This is a genomic window from Chryseobacterium pennae, from assembly GCF_003385515.1.
Classification (GTDB): Bacteria; Bacteroidota; Bacteroidia; order Flavobacteriales; family Weeksellaceae; genus Chryseobacterium; species Chryseobacterium pennae.
In genome coordinates this window covers 1-19,757 of record NZ_QNVT01000002.1, presented here as the reverse complement: position 1 = coordinate 19,757, position 19,757 = coordinate 1, and the positions used below count along the sequence as shown (strand labels likewise).

19 protein-coding genes and 1 pseudogene are annotated in these 19,757 nt (G+C 35.9%); 15 read left to right on the top strand and 5 right to left on the bottom strand.

Annotated features, from left to right (window positions below; genetic code table 11):
- Positions 1 to 32: 32 nt before the first annotated feature.
- Both DRF65_RS02640 and DRF65_RS02635 read right to left on the bottom strand, forming a co-directional pair.
- On the bottom strand, positions 33 to 488 hold the full coding sequence (locus DRF65_RS02640; RefSeq protein WP_115968709.1) for a DUF1801 domain-containing protein: 456 nt from the start codon (positions 486 to 488) through the stop codon (positions 33 to 35).
- Between the two features lie 217 nt (positions 489 to 705).
- Entirely contained in the window at positions 706 to 2,499 is a 1,794-nt protein-coding gene (locus DRF65_RS02635; RefSeq protein ID WP_165852160.1) for a T9SS type A sorting domain-containing protein, read from the bottom strand.
- Positions 2,500 to 2,712: 213 nt separating this feature from the next.
- Between DRF65_RS02635 and DRF65_RS02630 the strand changes: the two genes are divergently transcribed.
- The 5 genes from DRF65_RS02630 to proC all read left to right on the top strand — a co-directional run bounded on the left by DRF65_RS02630 (position 2,713) and on the right by proC (position 8,604).
- On the top strand, positions 2,713 to 3,918 hold the full coding sequence (locus tag DRF65_RS02630) for a pyridoxal phosphate-dependent aminotransferase (protein WP_115968705.1): 1,206 nt from the start codon (positions 2,713 to 2,715) through the stop codon (positions 3,916 to 3,918).
- A 9-nt stretch (positions 3,919 to 3,927) separates the two neighbouring features.
- Entirely contained in the window at positions 3,928 to 4,413 is a 486-nt protein-coding gene (locus tag DRF65_RS02625) for a hypothetical protein (protein ID WP_115968704.1), read from the top strand.
- A 3-nt stretch (positions 4,414 to 4,416) separates the two neighbouring features.
- Positions 4,417 to 5,430: a UDP-N-acetylmuramate dehydrogenase gene (gene murB / locus DRF65_RS02620; RefSeq protein WP_115968702.1), complete on the top strand. Its 1,014-nt coding sequence runs from the start codon at positions 4,417 to 4,419 to the stop codon at positions 5,428 to 5,430.
- A 301-nt stretch (positions 5,431 to 5,731) separates the two neighbouring features.
- A complete protein-coding gene (locus tag DRF65_RS02615) occupies positions 5,732 to 7,678 on the top strand; it encodes a T9SS type A sorting domain-containing protein (protein ID WP_115968700.1) in 1,947 nt (648 codons plus the stop codon).
- Between the two features lie 122 nt (positions 7,679 to 7,800).
- A complete protein-coding gene (gene proC, locus DRF65_RS02610; protein WP_115968698.1) occupies positions 7,801 to 8,604 on the top strand; it encodes a pyrroline-5-carboxylate reductase in 804 nt (267 codons plus the stop codon).
- Here proC and DRF65_RS02605 read toward each other — a convergent pair.
- The gene (locus DRF65_RS02605) at positions 8,594 to 9,007 is read right to left on the bottom strand and encodes a VanZ family protein (protein WP_115968696.1); all 414 of its coding nucleotides are present in this window, start codon (positions 9,005 to 9,007) and stop codon (positions 8,594 to 8,596) included. The genes proC and DRF65_RS02605 overlap by 11 nt on opposite strands.
- Positions 9,008 to 9,062: 55 nt before the next feature.
- Between DRF65_RS02605 and lnt the strand changes: the two genes are divergently transcribed.
- On the top strand, positions 9,063 to 10,697 hold the full coding sequence (lnt, locus tag DRF65_RS02600) for an apolipoprotein N-acyltransferase (RefSeq protein WP_115968694.1): 1,635 nt from the start codon (positions 9,063 to 9,065) through the stop codon (positions 10,695 to 10,697).
- 306 nt (positions 10,698 to 11,003) lie between these two features.
- Here lnt and DRF65_RS02595 read toward each other — a convergent pair whose 3' ends face one another.
- Positions 11,004 to 12,716 carry a T9SS type A sorting domain-containing protein gene (locus DRF65_RS02595; RefSeq protein ID WP_228438477.1) on the bottom strand — a complete coding sequence of 571 codons (1,713 nt, stop codon included), beginning with the start codon at positions 12,714 to 12,716 and terminating at the stop codon, positions 11,004 to 11,006.
- 244 nt (positions 12,717 to 12,960) lie between these two features.
- On the opposite strand from DRF65_RS02595, the gene rpmB reads away from it, so the two are divergent.
- The 6 genes from rpmB to DRF65_RS02565 all read left to right on the top strand — a co-directional run bounded on the left by rpmB (position 12,961) and on the right by DRF65_RS02565 (position 15,428).
- Complete coding sequence (gene rpmB, locus DRF65_RS02590) at positions 12,961 to 13,203, top strand: 50S ribosomal protein L28 (protein ID WP_002976757.1); 243 nt, start codon at positions 12,961 to 12,963, stop codon at positions 13,201 to 13,203.
- Positions 13,204 to 13,209: 6 nt separating this feature from the next.
- Positions 13,210 to 13,392, top strand: a complete 183-nt coding sequence (gene rpmG, locus DRF65_RS02585; RefSeq protein WP_027373683.1) for a 50S ribosomal protein L33 — start codon at positions 13,210 to 13,212, stop codon at positions 13,390 to 13,392.
- A 20-nt stretch (positions 13,393 to 13,412) separates the two neighbouring features.
- Positions 13,413 to 13,565 (top strand): DUF4295 domain-containing protein, encoded by a 153-nt coding sequence (locus DRF65_RS02580; RefSeq protein WP_115968692.1) that lies wholly within the window; start codon positions 13,413 to 13,415, stop codon positions 13,563 to 13,565.
- Between the two features lie 89 nt (positions 13,566 to 13,654).
- On the top strand, positions 13,655 to 14,125 hold the full coding sequence (locus tag DRF65_RS02575; RefSeq protein ID WP_115968691.1) for a RidA family protein: 471 nt from the start codon (positions 13,655 to 13,657) through the stop codon (positions 14,123 to 14,125).
- A 15-nt stretch (positions 14,126 to 14,140) separates the two neighbouring features.
- Complete coding sequence (gene ftsY / locus DRF65_RS02570; protein WP_115968689.1) at positions 14,141 to 15,094, top strand: signal recognition particle-docking protein FtsY; 954 nt, start codon at positions 14,141 to 14,143, stop codon at positions 15,092 to 15,094.
- A gap of 73 nt (positions 15,095 to 15,167) precedes the next feature.
- Positions 15,168 to 15,428, top strand: coding sequence for a GlsB/YeaQ/YmgE family stress response membrane protein (locus tag DRF65_RS02565; protein WP_115968688.1), 261 nt, complete (start codon positions 15,168 to 15,170; stop codon positions 15,426 to 15,428).
- 73 nt (positions 15,429 to 15,501) lie between these two features.
- Here DRF65_RS02565 and sppA read toward each other — a convergent pair whose 3' ends face one another.
- Positions 15,502 to 17,259, bottom strand: a complete 1,758-nt coding sequence (sppA, locus tag DRF65_RS02560) for a signal peptide peptidase SppA (protein ID WP_115968686.1) — start codon at positions 17,257 to 17,259, stop codon at positions 15,502 to 15,504.
- A 21-nt stretch (positions 17,260 to 17,280) separates the two neighbouring features.
- Here sppA and folK point away from each other — a divergent pair, with 21 nt between their 5' ends.
- The 3 genes and pseudogenes from folK to DRF65_RS02545 all read left to right on the top strand — a co-directional run.
- Complete coding sequence (folK, locus tag DRF65_RS02555) at positions 17,281 to 17,697, top strand: 2-amino-4-hydroxy-6-hydroxymethyldihydropteridine diphosphokinase (RefSeq protein ID WP_115968685.1); 417 nt, start codon at positions 17,281 to 17,283, stop codon at positions 17,695 to 17,697.
- 17 nt (positions 17,698 to 17,714) lie between these two features.
- Positions 17,715 to 18,839: an OmpA family protein gene (locus DRF65_RS02550; RefSeq protein ID WP_115968683.1), complete on the top strand. Its 1,125-nt coding sequence runs from the start codon at positions 17,715 to 17,717 to the stop codon at positions 18,837 to 18,839.
- Positions 18,840 to 18,884: 45 nt separating this feature from the next.
- Positions 18,885 to 19,757: pseudogene (locus DRF65_RS02545) on the top strand (OmpA family protein); the annotation flags it as partial.

Sequence of the window (19,757 nt, the reverse complement as noted above, 5' to 3'; positions counted from 1 at the left end):
AGCCCTGAAAACTATATGATTCAGGGCTTTTATTATTTCTTATACTGAGATTCATAGATATTGATCCAGTCTTTCGCAGTCATTTTTTGGCTTAATTCTGCGATTAATTCAAAAGGGATGTCTTCCGGTTTTTTGAAACGTACGCAGGATTTTCCCATATCCAGTTTTTTTCTGGAATATTTAGGATATTCGGCTACAAACCAATCCAGAAGGTCCGGTCTGGAATATAATCCCATATGATACAAGGCAATGAAATTCTTTTGTGAAGCCAGGTTAATAAATGGTAAAGGTGTACCAGGTGTACAATGATAGCCCGCAGGATAGGTTTCCAGTGGAACCACCCAACCTAGCATTCCATAATTGGTAGCTTCTTCAAAACCTTTTGGCAGGTTGTTTTTGATAATATCAAAAAGTTTTTTAAACGGCTCCTGTCTTTCTTCCGGAATCTTTGAAAGATAGTCTTCCAGTGAGTTTGATATGATTTGCATTTTCAGTAAGTTTTAGAGGTTTAAATTAAGAAATATTATTGATTATTAGACTGGAAGAAGGAGGCTGGAAGTTACCATTCAACATATAATGGCTGAAAATACCATACATCAATATAATTTAGATTACATGATTTTAAGATTTTGAGGACTTTTTTACCTTAAAAAAAGCAGCAGTACAAAAATGTACTGCCGCCCAACTTTATTTACACTAAAAAAATTATTTCTTGATTGCTTTTACAGTAGAATGAGATCCATCCTTAAAGTGAAGAATCACAAAATACAGCCCCGAATTTAATTTGCTCAGATCAAGTTCTTTCGCAGAACCTTCCATTGTTTTCACAGTTCTTCCTGTAGTATCGGTTACAGTTATAGACTTAATATCTCTTGTATCTGATATATACAGAATATCTTTAAAAGGATTCGGATGAACGGATACTTTTTTCTCCTGACGGTTTACTTCCGAGGTACTTAGCTGAGCATTTTCAATGGTAAAATTCTTCACATAGAAATTATAATCCAGGTCTTCGTCTAGCGGTCCTGTACTTCCATAAAAAGCAAATATAGTATTTGCATTAGTAAAATTAGCCAGATCGAAGGTATATTCATTTGATGTGTTAGATGGAGAATTACTTGAATCCCAGGTTTGCAGAATTACCCATGTAGTTCCACCATCATTGGAAACCAGGAAATAAACAACATCATCACTGTCCATTGAAGAAGAAGCAGTACCTGAATAGGTAGTGATTCCATAATTAAATTTTACTTTATATCCTCCTGCTGACAGGTTAAAGGCTCCCGTTTTCAGCCACCCTGTTCTATCCGAAGAAAATAAATTCATATGTGCTGAAGGTCCATTAGCTGAATTATTTAAAAAACTACGTGATCCCCAATAAAAAGAACCTGTACCTGATGGCCCAGTAGCCGGATCTCCTCCTACTAAATTATTAGCCCAGCATAATCCCGGAAAACTACTAAAATTATTAGTATAGGCAGGCACTAACGCACCACACTGTGTTGTAAATGATTTAACAAGAGACCATGAACTTTTACTTGTTGCCGTACTGCAATTGGCTCTTACCCAGTAATAATAAACTGTACTTGGAGATAAGTTATTCAAAGTATAAGAGGTTCCTGTCACATTGGAATGATTAGGGTTGGCGTTACTCGCAGGTACGGTTGAACTTGTGCTATAATAAATATCATAACCCGTAGTCTGATTGCTCGCAGGCACTGTCCATGATATTTGCGCTGAATTTGAAGTTACTACTGTTGCTGCATCTGTAACAGGTGCCATACAATCTGAAAAAGCATCTGCAGAGAAAGCAAATATGTTAGGAATACCGGATCCTGAACTTTTGGTAACGGTAATACTCTGTATTGGCTTAGCCTGATTAGCTGCATCAATATTCAAAACAGATTGATACAGTCTTGGGTTGTTACTACTAGGATCTAAGATATTGTTATCCCTGTTAATTCTTCCAATTCCCTGAATGGCAAAATTAGAACCACTGTACCAGTCTGAAAGACTGACATTAGAGAATATTTGAGTTGTATTATCTGTGAAAGTCACTGTAGCACTTACGACTGATGTTCCACTACCACTTGTGGCAAGCATATACAGTTTAACAGCAGCTTTTGGAGTCGTAAATACCAAAGTTCCGCTCTCTCCACTTGAAGCTAGTTTTAAAGAGTTATTAGCACTTAAATCTCCCAATTGATAAGAAAGTCCGGGAGTAGAGGCTACAACTGAATTGATGATTCCATCTGCAGGAAGACCATACGTGAGAGGAGTACTGGTAGAGGTCAGTTTAAAATCTTTCGCCACAAAAGCAAAAGATACCCCGTCTACATCAGACGTTGTAGAAACGGATGCCGATCCTATTCCATTAGCAATTACATCAGCCGTAAATCCAGATGCAATAGGCATCGTTTGAAAATTTTGAGCCGTAATAGAGGCGGCTGAGAGAAGAGCAACTGCGGGAAGTACTCTAGAAAATAAACTTATTGTCATTTTTTTTATATTTAAATTGAAAATTAAGAAAAATATCAACATAAAAAACTTATTTTTAATAAATATTTAACAATTACATGAAATAAACTCAACATTCACATTAAAACCGTTAAAATAATCTACTCCGCAAGTGCATAATAAGCCGTTTCTTCCTGTTCTTAATTTTATTATTGGGAAATTAAATCCTATTTTTGTCATACAAATTTTTGAACAATGCCGAATATTTCAAACAGAGCACTGCATATGCCACCATCGCCGGTAAGAAAACTGGTTCCCTTTGCGTTACAAGCAAAACAAAAAGGAATAAAAGTATATCACCTTAATATCGGGCAGCCTGATATTGAAACTCCGGAAACAGCATTAAATGCTTTAAAAAACATCGATCTTAAAGTATTGGAATATGCACTTTCTGAAGGTAACCTGGATTACAGAAAAGCCCTTACAGAATATTATCATTCTTTAGGTTTTTCAGACCTTACCCCTGATAACTTTATTGTTACCAATGGAGGCTCTGAAGCACTAAACTTTGCCATTTCAACTTTGTGTGACGATGGAGATGAAGTAATCATCCCTGAGCCTTACTATGCTAACTATAATGGCTTCACCAGCACATTTGATGTGAATGTAGTCGCAGTTTCATCTACCATAGATACTGGTTTCGCCCTGCCTCCAATTGAAGAATTTGAAAAAAAGATCACCGAAAAAACAAGAGCAATCATCATTTGTAACCCAGGTAACCCTACAGGATATCTTTATACTCGTGAAGAACTTCAGAAACTTGCTGATATTGCTTTAAAATATGATATTGTAATCATCTCTGATGAGGTTTACAGAGAATATGTATATGACGGAAAACAACAGGTATCTATTCTTGATTTCCCTGAACTGAAAGAAAACTGCATCGTTATCGATTCAGAATCCAAGCGTTATTCTATGTGTGGAGTAAGAATCGGATGTATGGTAACCCGCTCTCAGAAAATCCGTAATGCAGCAATGCTTTTTGCACAGGCAAGACTAAGTCCTGTTCTTTTGGGACAGATTGCAGCAACTGCAGCTCACCAGAATGACGGAGCTTATATCAGAGCCGTAAGAGAAGAATATACTCACAGAAGAAATATTTTAGTAGATCTTTTAAATGCTATTCCAGGGGTCATCTGTCCTAAACCTAGAGGTGCATTCTACTGTGTTGCAGAACTTCCTGTAGATGATACTGAGAAATTTGCACAATGGCTGCTTGAATCCTACTCCCATAACAAGGAAACTATTATGGTAGCTCCTGCAGGAGGATTCTACAGTGATCCTGAATTAGGTAAAAAGCAGGTAAGAATTGCTTACGTACTAAAAGAAGAAGATCTTAAGAGAAGTGCTGAAATTCTGAAAAATGCTTTAAAGCAATACAGAGAAGAGTTTAGCCTATAAAATCATATCATGCCGACAACAAAAAATATATATCTGAAAATACTGTTTTCGATTTTTTTGCTGTCGGCATTTTTTTCCTGTGACCAGCAGAAATCAGAAAAATCTGCAATCAGTAAAAATCCGCGCGAAATTACCTTCATCGGACTATCCAATATAGGGGGAAGCAATGGATATTACAGAATCATAAAAGTCACTAAGGATTCAATCACTGCAGAAAAAGGAACCACCTCCAATAAAATGCATAAGGCATGGGCCTCGGCCATCAGTCCCGATACCTGGAAGCAACTCTCCTCATCCATCAGAGTTGAAGATCTTGATTATATAAAAAGTTCTCCAAGCCAACAATCGGTAGACAGAACAGATGAAGCTTTCCAGATCCGTACTCCGAAAAAAGCTCATATCTACATCAATTCATTTGTTGACACCATTCATTACAAACAGTTTCAACAACTTAAAGAACAACTAGACAAAATTCTTCCGAAAGAATACAAATAAAACATGCAAGAAAATTTTTCCTTACAGCCTTATAACACCTTTGGCGTTGCTGCCAAAGCAAAATACTTTGTTGAAAGTAACAACATCGAAGAATTAAAAGATGCCCTTACTTTTTCAAAAGAAAAATCTTTACCTCTTCTATTATTGGGAGGAGGAAGTAATATACTGTTGACAAAAGATTTTGATGGTCTTGCCATTCAACTTAACCTAAAAGGAATTTCAGAAGAAGATCTTAATGAAAACGAAATTCTGGTTACCGCGAAAGCAGGCGAAAACTGGCATGAATTTGTGATGTACTGTCTGAATAAAAATTACGGCGGATTGGAAAACCTTTCTTTAATTCCGGGGAATGTAGGAACTTCTCCTATGCAGAATATCGGAGCTTACGGAACGGAAATAAAGGACGTATTTGTAAACTGTCAGGTACTGGATCTTGAGAATCTTGAGCTTAAAAATTTCAATCTTGAAGAATGCAGATTTGGTTACAGAGACTCTATCTTCAAAAAGGAAGGAAAAGGAAGATATATTATTTTGGAAGTCACTTTTAAACTGACTAAAAAGGATCATCGCATCAAAACAGAATATGGAGCCATTACATCCGAACTTGAAAAAATGGGTATTGAAAACCCTTCTATTCAGGATGTATCCAAAGCAGTCATTACTATCAGGCAAAGTAAATTACCGGATCCTAAGATCATCGGAAATGCCGGAAGCTTTTTTAAAAATCCTACAATTCCTTTAGTTCAATTTGAAACGTTAAAAAGTAAATTTGACAATATTCAGGGATACCCTAATGGAAATGTGGTTAAAGTCCCTGCAGGATGGCTGATTGAACAATGCGGATGGAAAGGTAAGCAAATCGGAAATGTAGCTTCACACAAACTTCAATCTTTGGTTATCATTAATGCAACAGGTGATGCAACAGGTAAAGAGATTTTTGATTTCTCTACTGAAATTATCAATTCTGTAAAGGATAAATTTGGAATTGAACTTGAACGGGAAGTGAATATTATATAATACAGATATAAGGCAGTTATTTTTCAATAATTGCCTTTTTTTTATTCAATTTTAAAATTTAATCGTCATTTTCCACCATATATGTATTATGAATTTATTTCTCGTAATTTTAATAAATACATTTCTTTTCGCTATAAAATATATTTATTCTAAATAAAAATAATTACAATTTCATACTGTTTTATAATGATGAATCCTCAAAATCATGTAACAGCCGTTCAAGCTATAATTCTGAATTTTGCCTGATATTATAAGCATCAGAGAATCTGCTGTTTTCTAATAATCATAAAATTCAAGTTCAATGCAATGTAAATTATTGAAACTATTCTTTTTTGCAATAGTTTTTCTACAGGCATCTTTAATGAATGCCCAATCAGATGAAGTCCGTATAAGTAAAATTGAAGTAAATGGTCATGTTTATACCAACTCTTCCACGATCACTTTGAATAAAGGAGAGATAAATACACTTATTAAGGTAACTTACAGTATATCTAAAAACACACCGAGTTATCAACAAACCGGCCTCAACGTCAAACTTTTTGCTAAAATGGCTGCTGGAGCACCCTATCAGATTTTTGTGGACAGCCGGCTTTTCCCCTATATTTACCCTTCAGGTGAAACCTATGAATATACTGCAGTTATTCCCAATACCTCTGCCTTGATTGAAAGTAATAATTCAGGAAAGCTATTTATGGTCTATAGCTATGGAAATACCAATGCAACATCTAATACTTTTCCTGTCAATTTTGTAAAACCAGCCATTTCAAACAATATAATATCTGGTGGAGTGATCTCTGATTATCAAAAAGACGCTCCTCTTATTACAGGCAGTGAACCTAAAATACCATTCGGAAGTTACAAGTATTATTGGCAAAGGAAAAATCCAGGAGGAAATTGGTATAATATCAACTACGGAACCATTAATATAAGAGACTATACTCCACCAGCTTCTGAAAACAGATACAACTACAAATTAAGACGTGCAGTAGAGCCAACAAACCAAGGTTTAGAAACGAGTTATAGCAATGAAGTAGATGTGAGAATAAATATTGGGGAAAACAAAATTGTTGAAAGTATTACTGATAATGGTACGAATACAATAAGAACACTTACGGGAAGTACTCCGGTAGGAGGCACCAATTCGTTCACTTATCAGTGGCAGGAGCTAATAAATGGAAAATGGTTAGATATTCCTAATGAAAAAGATATTCACTACGCATCCCCAACAATTGCCATTGGAAAAATATACAGGCGTATTGCAAGAAGTTCCGGAGTCCCAGACAGTATAAGCAATTACATAGTAATAGATGAATTAAAGATATTCGGAAATCTCATTGTAGTAACTACTTTTGATATGAATAAATATATGCTTGAAGATCAAAAAGTAAGACCGGGTGGTATACCTGTATTTAATTCATTCAGTTCAAGAAGTGTAAATGATCTAAGAAGTGGAAGCAGGCAACCACTTTCTATTCAATGGCAGGTTAAAACAGAAGGAACTGACTGGACAGATATTCCAGGAGCAAATGACGCATCTTTTACCATAACCACTCCCATAACTCAAACATCGCAATACAGAAGAAAAGTCAGCTCCCAACATACCCCAGACAGTGAAAGTAATGTAATTTATATGCCTGTTTCAAACTACCCACCTGTCGAAAACAATAAAATCCATTTTGATACTAACAATGTTGATATCATTAGAGGCTCCACCCCTACAGGAGGAACAGGAAACTATGATTATGCATGGGCAGTAGACACCCATCCAGATGATTCTATTGGCGAATTTGTCAACTGGGATAATGGACCCGAAGTAGGAGCAGGTTCGTATATTAATGCCATGCCTATTACAAGTGACGAATACCATTTCACAAGATATGCTATTTCCGATGGAGTATGGTATAGATCCAATACCTTAATATATTCTCCAGAAAAAGGAATTATTCAGGGTAAAAAAGCTTCAGTTACTTTATTATCTAATAAAGAAATTGATAAGAAAACAGTAATTGCAGCAACCAATAATAATGAAATCTATTTCAACTTCAGAAATTATAATGGTACAAAAGCAGACATTTATCTTATCAACGTATCTGGTGGGCAACCTATAAAAGTAATGCAGACAGATATTAAAGATGACAATGCTACACAAACCTGTACATTCCCTGTTCAATATCTTCCAGGTATATACATTTACAAAATCGTATTTAATGATGGTTCTGCACAAACAGGAAAAATCATAAAAAAATAACTATTATCTAAACTATAAAAAAGCAGCCGTTTCTGACAGCTGCTTTTTTCGTTGAAAAACATATAGTTTTTAATAAAAAAAAACAATATTTTAGCATTACAATATTCATAAAAGCACCTTATATGAAAATAGCTATTTTGGGCGCCGGAAATATGGGACTGTCATTTTCAAAATCATTTTTGAAATATGAACTTATTAAACCGGAAAACCTTCACCTGATTACACGAAGCCAGACTAAAATCTCAAAAATAGCGGAAGAATTTCCCAAATCCAAAACTTCCACCTTTGACGAAGTCACAGAACTTGATGCCGATCTGATTATTATTGCCGTAAAACCACAGGATTTTCAAACGGTTGCTCAGAATTTCAGGTTTACATTAAAGGAAAATCAAATGGTTTTATCTATTATGGCCGGAATTAATATTGAGAAAATTCAAAAGTCACTGAAACATCCGCTGGTTGTAAGAGCAATGCCCAATTCCCCTACCCTTTTAGGAATGGGAATCACAGGCTATACTGCTGCAGACGGTATTTCTTTCAGTCAGCTTATCAACATCGAAAGATTACTGAACAGTACCGGAAGATCGGTTTATTTAGAAGAAGAAAATCTTCTGGATGGTGTTACGGCGCTTTCCGGAAGCGGACCTGCTTATTTCTATTATATTATTGATGCTATGATTAAAGCAGGAGTTGAGATGGGAATTGAAGAAAATCTGTCCAAATTATTTGTAAAACAAACCATGCTGGGAGCCTATCATCTCATTAATAATTCTGAGAAGAACCTTGATGAGCTTATCAAAGATGTGGCATCCAAAGGCGGAACTACAGAAGCTGCTTTAAAAACTTTTGAAGAAAACAGTTTCAAGGAAATTTTACAGCAAGGAATTTTAAATGCTGAAAAAAGAGCAAAAGAACTCAACAGCTAAGTCTTTTTTCAAGATATCTGCGAAATAACCACCCTAAATAAACCCCAAATGTATTGAGGAGAATATCGTCTACTTCAAATATTCCCATTCTTGTAAAATACTGAAGAGCTTCCACAATGGTAATAGCCGGAATAAAATTTAAAACGAGGGATTTAAGATCCATGAGCTTAGGGAAGACCCATCCCAGAAAACCAAAGGGAATAAACATCACAATATTTCCGATCACAATAATGACAATATCTTTCCAGCTCATAGCACCCTGAATAAATTTAATGGTAGAAAACACGGGTTCCACCGTAATCAGGTTATCTTCATACTGAAACCTTCCCATTCCGAGAAACATCAGGTAAAGCAGAAGCAGCGTGTAAGGAGCAATAACAATTTTATATATTTTCTTTAACATCGGATGCTAATATATTCATTTCAAAAACATTAAATTTGTATATTAAAATAATTTAATGAAATACGTTCTGCTAACACTTATTTCAGCAATGCTGCTGTCGGTCTCTTGGCCTACTTATGGAGTCCCGTTTTTTATATTTTTCGCCCTCGTTCCTCTTCTGATGATGGAACATGGAATTTCAAAATTTTCAGACTATAAAAGAAAAAGCTGGATTATCTTCGGACTGTCCTATCTTTGTTTTATCATCTGGAATATTGTCACCACAGGCTGGCTGTACGGTTCTAAGAATCCTGATGGAAGCCACTCTATGATGGCTGTTATCTTCCCTGTTCTGGTAAATTCACTTTTATATTCTTTGGTTTTTCAATGCTACCATTGGTATAAAAACGCCCAGGGAACCTACTGGGGATTAGGATTTTTGATTGCTATCTGGATGAGTTTTGAAAAATTTCATTTAGGATGGGAACTTACCTGGCCATGGCTGAATTTAGGAAATGTATTTTCAGATTATCCAAAACTGATTCAATGGTATGATACCTTAGGAGCTACCGGTGGAAGTTTCTGGATCTTATTAATCAACGTTCTTATTTTCTACACCATCAGAGCCTGGGAAGCAGGAAGAAAGAGAAAAGATCTGATTAAAAACTCGTCAATTATAGCCGCTTTAATCGCTATTCCGATGATCATTTCCATCATTAAATATAACAGCTTTAATGAAAAGCCATCCGGACAGGTGAATGTACTGATGCTTCAACCCGATCTTGATCCTTATGCTGAAAAATATTCCAAAGACAGTTTAACGATTGAACAGGATCTTTTGGCTTTGGCAGAAAAAAATTCAACCACAAAAATAGATTACTATATTGCTCCGGAAACGGCTCTTCCCGGCAGAGGCTCCATTTCTGAAACCGGTATTGAAAAGAGTTTGCTTTTAAACAATGTCAAAGAATTTTTATCTAAACATCCGGGATCTGTTTTTGCCACAGGAATCTCTTCCCACCGTTTATTTTTTGACCCTGCAACGCGCCCCAAAGAAGCCTATGAAATTAATCAGGGAGTTTGGGCAGCAAGTTACAACACTGCTATTCAGCTTGCTCCACAACAAAAGACCCAGGTCTATCACAAAGGAAAACTGGTTCCTGGCGTTGAGATCTTTCCTTATATGAATATTTTAAAACCTCTTTTAGGAGACGCCATGCTGAACTTAGGAGGAACAGTGGCTTCTTTAGGGACAGACAAAGAAAGAATGGCCTTTTCCAACCCTTACAATAAAGGTAAAATGGCACCCATTATCTGCTACGAAAGTATTTATGGAGAGTTTGTTACTGATTATGTAAAAAAGGGAGCTAACTTCCTGGGAATTATGACCAATGACTCATGGTGGGGCGTTACTGAAGGGCACAGACAGCTTTTATCCTATGCCAGACTGAGAGCCATTGAAACCAGAAGAGAAATTGCCCGTGCTGCCAACAGTGGAATTTCAGCGCACATTGATGCAAAAGGTGAAGTGGTAGCTGATACTTTCTATGGTGACCAAACCGCATTATTTGCAAAGATCAACCTTTACGAAGGAATGACATTCTACTCAAGAGCAGGAGATCTTCTTTCAAGATTTTCAATGTTCGCTTTAGGATTTTTATTATTCTATTATCTGATTAAAAGGTTTCAGGCAAAAATAAAGAAAGCATAGTGTTTAAATATCAATCATACTGATATTTATCCTTATACAATATAATCTGCATTATCTGCAAGATCTGGGAGCTATAAAGCTCTCGCTGATTAAGCTGATAACGCAGATTGTTTTTATTTAAAAACAAATACCACTAATTTCTACATCAATACCCACAAACATCTATGCAAATCTGTGAAATCCACGAGATCTGCGATAAACATTTAAAAACATTTCCTGAAACCAATCCTCCAGCAAATTGCCATAATAAAAAAAGAGAAGCCAGCTGGACGTCTGACTTCTCTCAAGATAGAATAAATGATTCAGTTATTTAATCGTAATTTTTTTGGTGGTTATTTCATTTTTTATCTTCAGTTTTAATAGATATACACCTTTAGGGAGATGAGAAACATCAATAGATTGGTCTCTGTTTAAAATCACATTCACCTTTCTTCCTTCCATTGAGTACATTTCAGCTTCTGAAATCTTCTCACCTTTAATATAAACTTTATCAGAAGTAGGGTTTGGATAAATAACAAAGTCTTTTTCACCATTTATCGTATTTTCTTTGGTTGACAATGTTCCTTGTGTAGAGACATCAGAATACACCTTTGAAGCATCAATTGATCTTACACTCCAGTATACATTCTGAACAGATGGATCAAGATCCAGGAACCATGAAGGTGTGGTGACGATATATTTAGCAATATCATGCCCATCCTGTGTAGATCCTACTTTAATTTCATATCGTAAAGCATTTGCCGGCGTTTTGTCATCCGTTGCTCCACTCCAAGTAAAATTGAATCGGTTGCCGTTTTTAGTCAGATTAAGCTGAGTAGGTGCAGTTGGTTTTGCATTCTGCTCTGTAGCATTATTTTTAAAAACCTTTGTGAGTGATGGAATATCAGGGTTAGCCCAATCAAATCCACTTAACAGGACATCCAGATGCTGATCATTATTAAAATCAAACAATTGTATCATTCCCGGACCTCCTAAGCTGTGTAAGCCTGTAACAGTTCCTTCATCAAATGACTGGCTTGTTGTGTTATATAAATAAGTCTTTACAACCGCATTATAATTGATATCTCCAGCAACAATAAAGTCATAATACCCGTCATTATTCAGATCTCCAACACTTATTGAAGCCTCAGAAACTTCTGATGGAATCTGCTGGGTTACCAGATTACCGGTTCCGTCATTCATCAGAACAGCAAAATAAACATCATCATTAGCATCCTTACCTATAACAACTACATCCTGATAACCGTCAGCATTAAAATCGGCTGTTTCGATTTTACCTGAAATCAGTGAATCAAGAGCCTGTGTATTCACCAATGTTCCGTTCTGATTCATATATACCTTGGAAACCGGATCACCATTAATATCTGACCCTATGATAATAAGATCCAAGAGATGATCATTATTAAGATCCACAACCTTAAAGCTTCCGTTCTGAGTTCCATCTGCCCAGTTTTCAATCAGATCAAATCCCTGTCCCGTATTCTTATAGAGATCCAGAGTATTCCTGAAACCTCCGCCGTGAGCATATTGAGTACCATTAATAGCATAGTCCTGTTTTCCGTCATGATTAAAATCAAAAACTTCCATAGATCCGTATATTTTCCCCGGGAGCTCTTCTTCTCTTGTAAAGCCTACTCCAGTGTTCTTAAAACGATAATGCTTGTAGTTTACAATATCCATATAACTCAATCCTGTGGAAATAATATCCATCAATCCATCATTATTATAATCAATGAATCTGATATCTCCCAAATGTGTTACATCTCCACCCAGGTCCGTGTAGGGCTGAAAAGTGGTTCCGGTATTTTGATACACTTCATTATAAGTAGCATCCGGATTCCCGTCTCCATCTGAATCTATGGCTCCATTGACTGCAATATCCAGAGTTCCGTTATTATCCACATCAGCAATATCGGAAGCAGAGAAATAAAAATTATTTATCCCGGTCTGAATCTCCGTAAAATTCTGTGCACATAGTCCCACAGGCAGCATAGACAATAGAATATAAATTCTCTTCATACTTGTTTTTATTTAGATTAATTAAAAACAAAGATAGGGTATTAATTTTCTCTGATTAAAAAAAGCCTGTATGAAATATATCAGCACTGATTTCCTGCGGTATCCCAGAAATTCGGGTATTTTAAAAAATCAATATTTATAATCAGTCACTTATTTAGCAAATATTTTCTAAAAGATTTGTCTATCTAAAAAATTCTTTGTTATTTTGCACTCTCAAATATTATACAAATAAGAACATCGAGATATGTCAAGAATTTGCCAAATAACAGGAAAGCGTGCAATGGTTGGTAACAACGTTTCTCACGCTAATAACAAAACGAAGCGTCGTTTTGAAATTAACTTATTAGAGAAGAAGTTTTACCTTCCGGAGCAAGATAAGCACGTTACACTGAAAGTATCAGCTCATGGATTGAGAGTGATTAACAAGATTGGAATCGAGGAAGCTATTGAAAGAGCTACTAGAAACGGATTGATTAAAAAGAATTAATAAATCATGGCAAAAAAAGGAAACAGAGTTCAAGTAATCCTTGAATGTACAGAGCACAAAGAAAGTGGTATGCCAGGAATGTCTAGATACATTTCTACAAAAAATAAAAAGAACACTACAGAGAGATTGGAATTGAAAAAATACAATCCTGTTCTTAAGAGATCTACCCTTCACAAAGAAATTAAGTAATTTTTAAATAATAACTTACCATGGCAAAGAAAGTAGTAGCAACCCTACAAAGCGGTCAATCTAAAAAAATGACTAAAGTGGTGAAAATGGTGAAGTCTCCTAAATCAGGGGCTTACGTTTTCGAAGAAAAAGTAATGAATGCTGATGAAGTAGATGGTTTTTTGAAAAAATAATCAATACTTTATTTACAATATAAAAAACTACTCATAATTTGGGTAGTTTTTTTGTTATCTTTGTTCACCAGATTATTAATCAGTGAAATATGACGAAGTTTCTTGTTCTGATAAGTACAGTTATTTTTCAACTTTCATTCAGTCAGAAAACGATGAACCCATTAGAATATAAAAGTTCTCCTGAAGTTTTCAGCATTCCGGGATTATCACAATCAGTAAGCATTGATTGCGGCACTTCCAAAATGATTTTATTATCTGGTCAGGTTCCGTTGGATTCAAAAGGAAATCTGGTGGGAAACAATGTAGAAGAACAGACTCAGCAGATTTTCAAAAACATTGAAAACATTCTGAAGGAGTATGGAGGTACAGGCAAAGACATTGTCAAGCTGGGTATTTTCCTTACAGACATATCAAAAACCCCATATTTCAGAAAAGTAAGGGATGAGTATATCAATATTCAAAACCCTCCTGTAAGCAACCTTGTAGAGGTAACCCAACTTTTCAGGAATGATGTACTGATAGAAGTGGAAGCCACAGCAGTGATTAAAAACAAAAGATAAGAATAAACTAAAACTATGAGTTGGTTTAAAAATATTTTCAAAAAAGAAGAAAAAGAAACTCTGGATAAAGGATTGGAAAAATCCAGCCAGGGGTTCTTTGAAAAAATGACGAAGGCCGTAGTTGGTAAAAGCAAAGTAGATGATGAAGTTCTGGATAATCTGGAGGAAATACTGATCGCATCTGATGTAGGCGCCTCTACAACCATCAAAATCATAGAAAGAATTGAAGAGCGTGTTGCCCGCGACAAATATGTTGGAGTAGGTGAACTGGATAATATTCTTCGTGAGGAAATTTCAGGACTATTGCTTGAAAACCCTCATGCTGGAACAGGAAATATTGATACTTCAAAAAAACCATATGTCATTATGGTGGTAGGTGTAAACGGGGTTGGAAAAACAACAACGATTGGAAAACTGGCTCACCAGTTCAAATCTGAAGGCAAAAAAGTAGTTCTTGGAGCAGCAGACACCTTTAGAGCGGCAGCCGTTGACCAGCTTATCATCTGGAGTGAAAGAGTGGGTGTTCCTATTGTAAAACAGGAAATGGGTTCCGATCCGGCTTCAGTAGCGTTTGATACAGTACAAAGTGCTGTAGCTCAAAATGCAGATGTTGTCATCATTGATACTGCAGGAAGACTTCATAATAAGATCAATCTTATGAATGAACTTTCCAAGATCAAAAGAGTAATGCAAAAGGTAATTCCTGATGCTCCGCATGAAATTCTATTAGTACTTGACGGTTCTACAGGACAAAATGCATTCGAGCAGGCAAAACAGTTTACAGCAGCTACTGAAGTGAATGCTTTAGCTGTAACAAAACTAGACGGAACAGCAAAAGGAGGGGTTGTTATCGGCATCTCAGATCAATTCCAGATTCCGGTGAAATATATAGGGGTAGGTGAAAAAATGCAGGATCTGCAACTTTTCAATGGTACGGAATTTGTAGACTCATTCTTCAAGAAAAGATGATTTTCATCATGTTTTCCCTTACATTTAGTAAACAAATCTATTTTAAATATTAATCATTAAAAAATTTGCAACTATGGGAATTATAACATGGATCTTATTCGGTCTTATTGCAGGTGCAATCGCTAAAATGATCATGCCCGGAACTCAGGGAGGAGGCTGGTTAATTACTATTATCCTAGGAATTATAGGCGCCTTTGTAGGAGGAGCTATAGGAGTTTACATTCTACACTGGGGAGATGTTACTTCATTCTGGAATCCGAGAAGCTGGATTCTCGCCATCGGAGGAGCTTTAATTGTCCTCTGGATTTACGGAATGGCCACGAAGAAAAGTTAATGTAACGCTGATAAAAAACAAAATCCCGGATCTGAATTTCAGATCCGGGATTTTTGTGTACAATATAATTTAGTTAGTTGTTGATTCTAATCTGATAAGGCATTTCCATTTTTACCTCAGACTGTAATTTTTTGTCTGTAATCTGCTGTAAAATCTCATAATTGGATTTCCCTATTTTACTTTTAATAATTCTTGCAGAAACATCTTCTTCATTAAGATCTTTGAAAATCTGTTCAAATGGAGTTATTCTCTTAGGATAAGACTCCACATAGTAAGACTTCACTCCTGCTTTCTGCGCTGCAAACTTTACAGCATCATTAAGAGTTCCCAATTCATCTACCAAACCGATCTCCTTAGCACGAACACCACTCCATACTCTACCACCACCTACATTGTCAATCTGCTCGAATGTTTTCTTTCTGTTCTGAGTCACGAAGTGTACAAATCTTTTATAAGTTCCCTCTACACTTTTCGTCATCATGTTTACTCCGTAAGGGGTTACTCCGTTTAATCCTGAATAGTACATTGAATTGGCATTGGTCGCAACAACGTCAGCACGGATTCCATTTTTGTTTGCGATATCTTTATAATAAGGCAATACTCCGAATACTCCGATAGAACCTGTAAGCGTATTAGGCTCAGAATAAATTTTATCGGCAGCCATCGCTACATAATAACCACCAGAAGCGGCATAATCTCCAAAAGAAACGATCAGTGGCTTTTTCTTTTTCAATTGTTGCAATTCAAATAAAATTTCGTCAGAAGCATTCGCACTTCCTCCCGGAGAATTGATTCTGAACACTACAGCTTTTACCTTATCATCCTCCTGAAGCTTTTTAATGTATTTAACATATTTTTCAGAATGAATATCGTTATACTCATCTCCATTATTAATAGAACCTGATGCATATAATACTGCTACCTTTTCCCCTGACTGATCTTCATCAGTAAAAGAACTTATATAGTTCGTTAAAGAAATCTTATTCAGCTTTTCTTTATCTTTTACATTTAATTTAGTTTTAAGCAAATCCTCATATTCTGACTTCTGGATAAGCTTATCTGCCAGTTTATATTTTAATCCCTGTTCAGGAATCATTCCATATAAACTGTCAACAACAGTTCTGAACTGAGCTGTATCTATTTTTCTAGAGGCAGCCATTTTATAGGAAGTATTTTTCCAAAGGTCATTCAGCAGGGTACTTAGCTGTTCTTTATTTTCTGGCGAAATATCATTTCTTAAAAACGGTTCTACCGCAGACTTAAACTTACCGTGACGGATTACTTCAATCCCGATACCATATTTATCCGCAAAATCTTTAAAGAATGTAACCTCAGTAGAAAGTCCTTTTAATTCAATCCCTCCGGCAGGATGAAGATAGTACTGATCAGCTACTGACCCAAGATAATAAGCAGACTGTGAAACTCCGTTTCCATAAGCGTATACAAATTTTCCGCTTTTTTTGAAATCTTCAATAGCATTTCTAAGATCATCAATTTGAGTTAGTCCTGCATTCAGGTCATCTGTCTCAATACTGATCCCTTTAATATTATCATCCGTTTTAGCTTTATTGATAGCTTCCAAAACATCATACAGAAGAACATTTTTATTCTGGTTGCCAAACCCAAAGAGATCCATTTGCTCTTCAGTAGGGCTGTCTATGATATTGGTCTTTAAATTAATTGTAAGAACCGAATTCTTTTTCACCGTCACAGACTTGTCACTTCCCATAGAACTAAACACAAGCATCATAATGAAAAAGATGAAAAATACAGCGCAAAGTATGATTATAGCTACTATATTTGCCAAAACATTTTTAAAGAAACTTCTCATAAATTCAATCAATTTTCTAATATGTCGCAGCAAAAGGTAGTTTTGTTACTAGGAAGTAACCTTGGAGAGCAAAAAAAAAATATCGAGACAGCTTTGCAAAAAATAAGTGATGCTGGGAATCACATTTCACAGACAAGCGAATTTTTAATGTCTGATCCTGTAGAATTTGCCAGTTCCAATATTTTTTGTAATATTGCAACAATAATATTCACGCATCTTTCACCAATTCAGCTGCTTGATTGTATTAAAAACATTGAGGCTGAAATGGGAAGAATTAATGATTCAAAAGTATCAGGAGGTTACACAGACAGGGTAATAGATATTGACATCATTAAGTATAATGAATTAAACTTTAAATCAGAAAGATTAGAAATCCCTCATAAAAAACATCTTTTTGAAAGGGATTTTTCAAGAGTGTTATTAAAAGATTTTATTTAAAACATAAAACATATTGTATGAAATTAGGTTTATTATTATTGGCTACAACCTTGCCAATTGCAGCTTTCGCTCAGAATAGCAGTACTACAGTAAACACTTCTACTGAGTATCCTAATACCTTTTCCTCAGGTTCCGCGAATGTACAGACGTTTGACAACAAGGCCAGACGTTTCAGAGACTGGTCGATTTCTGTTGGAGGAGGTTCTGCATTTATGGTTCATTCTGCACTGAAATCTCTCCGTTCAGATAAAACCAATTGGGGATATAATGCTTATATAAGCATTGACAAACAAATCTCTCACACTTTTGGTTTAAGCCTTATGTACACCAGAGGTGAGACTAAACAAACAGGTCAACTTCCAGGAGCACCTGGAGTAGCAGCTGGAGTAGCTACCGGAACCACTCAGTTTGACCAATTAGCAATAATGGGAGATATTAACTTTTCTAACCTATTAAGAAGAGTAGATAATCATTCCCCATACAGATGGGCTTTACATGGTTATGGAGGAATTGGACTTCAGGGGTACAGGACTTCTTTACATGACAATGACCGAAACAGATGGAGTGATAACCCTAAAAGGACTCCTTTATTTGTGAAACAAGATCTTGATATTAATTCGGTATTCTATCAGGCAGGGTTAGGATTAAAATATAACGTATCTCCACTTATTGATGTTGAAGCCAGAACAATGTATATCATTAGTGGTGAGCAGGCATTTGACGGAAGTGGATATAATAATTCCAGCTACGATCCTAAGGCTCCTACAGAATCTGGATATAGATATACAATACTTAACAACAGAAGATCTTACAATGCTTGGACAGTATCTTTAGGGGTATCTTTCAAATTAGGAAAACATCTTTCTCATTTAGCATGGCATGATCCGCTTCAGGAAGCTTATTATAAAACCAATGTTTTAGAAAATGCAACGACAGATCTTGTTGTTTGTGAAAAAGGAGATCAGGATAATGATGGAGTATGTGATGATTGGGATAGACAACTTGATACACCTGCTGGAGCGAGAGTAGATGGAGCAGGTGTTGCCTTAGATATGGATCTTGACGGTGTTATAGACTTATATGATAAGTGTGTAACAGTTCCTGGACCAGCTGAAAACAATGGATGCCCAATTAAAAAATAGAAAATCTAATAACCTGTTTTTCAAAAACAAAATAAATAATACACGATGAAATTAAGTTTAGCAATTGTTGCATTAGCATTGACGATCCCTACCGTCAGCTATGCACAGGATTCATCAGTAGCAACAGATGGAAAGTATCCTAATACTTTCTCTTCAGGTTCTGCCAATGTATCCCCATTTACCAACCAATCAAAAAGATTCAATGACTGGTCTATTTCAGTAGGAGCTGGAGTTCCATTGATGCAATCAGCAGATTTAACATCTATCAAAAACGGTAATGGTAAAAATCTTTTTGGATATTCAGCATATGTAAGTATAGATAAAGCGATTACTCATGCATTTGGGATCAACTTACAGTATGACAGAGGTGAAACAAGACAAGGATGGTTCAATACCAAAGATTCTGCCCCAGATGCAAGAGCTATAGGCGCAAGAACTCAGTATGATGCAATCTCAGTATTGGGAGATATTAACTTCTCTAATCTTTTGAGAAGAGTGGATAATCATTCCACTTACAGATGGGCTCTTCACGGATATGCTGGTGTAGGTACTATTGCTTACAAAGCATATCAGAAAGATGCTAATGGACAAAGATTGATGACTGAAGTAAAACCATTCAAACTGGGCTCAATGTTTATGCAGGCTGGTACTGGTTTGAAATTTAAGGTGAACAGAAGAGTTGATATTGAAGGAAGATTAATGTATGTAATGACAGGTGATGATACCTTTGATGGTGGAGGTGATCCATATAGTGAAGTTAATAGACGTTCTTCACAGGTTTCTGATAACTTCTTCAATGCAACTTTAGGTCTTTCTTTCAAATTAGGAAAACACGAATCTCACTTAATGTGGCATGATCCACTTCAGGAAATCTACTACAAGCTTGATGTCTTAGCTAACAAAAATCAGGATATCGAA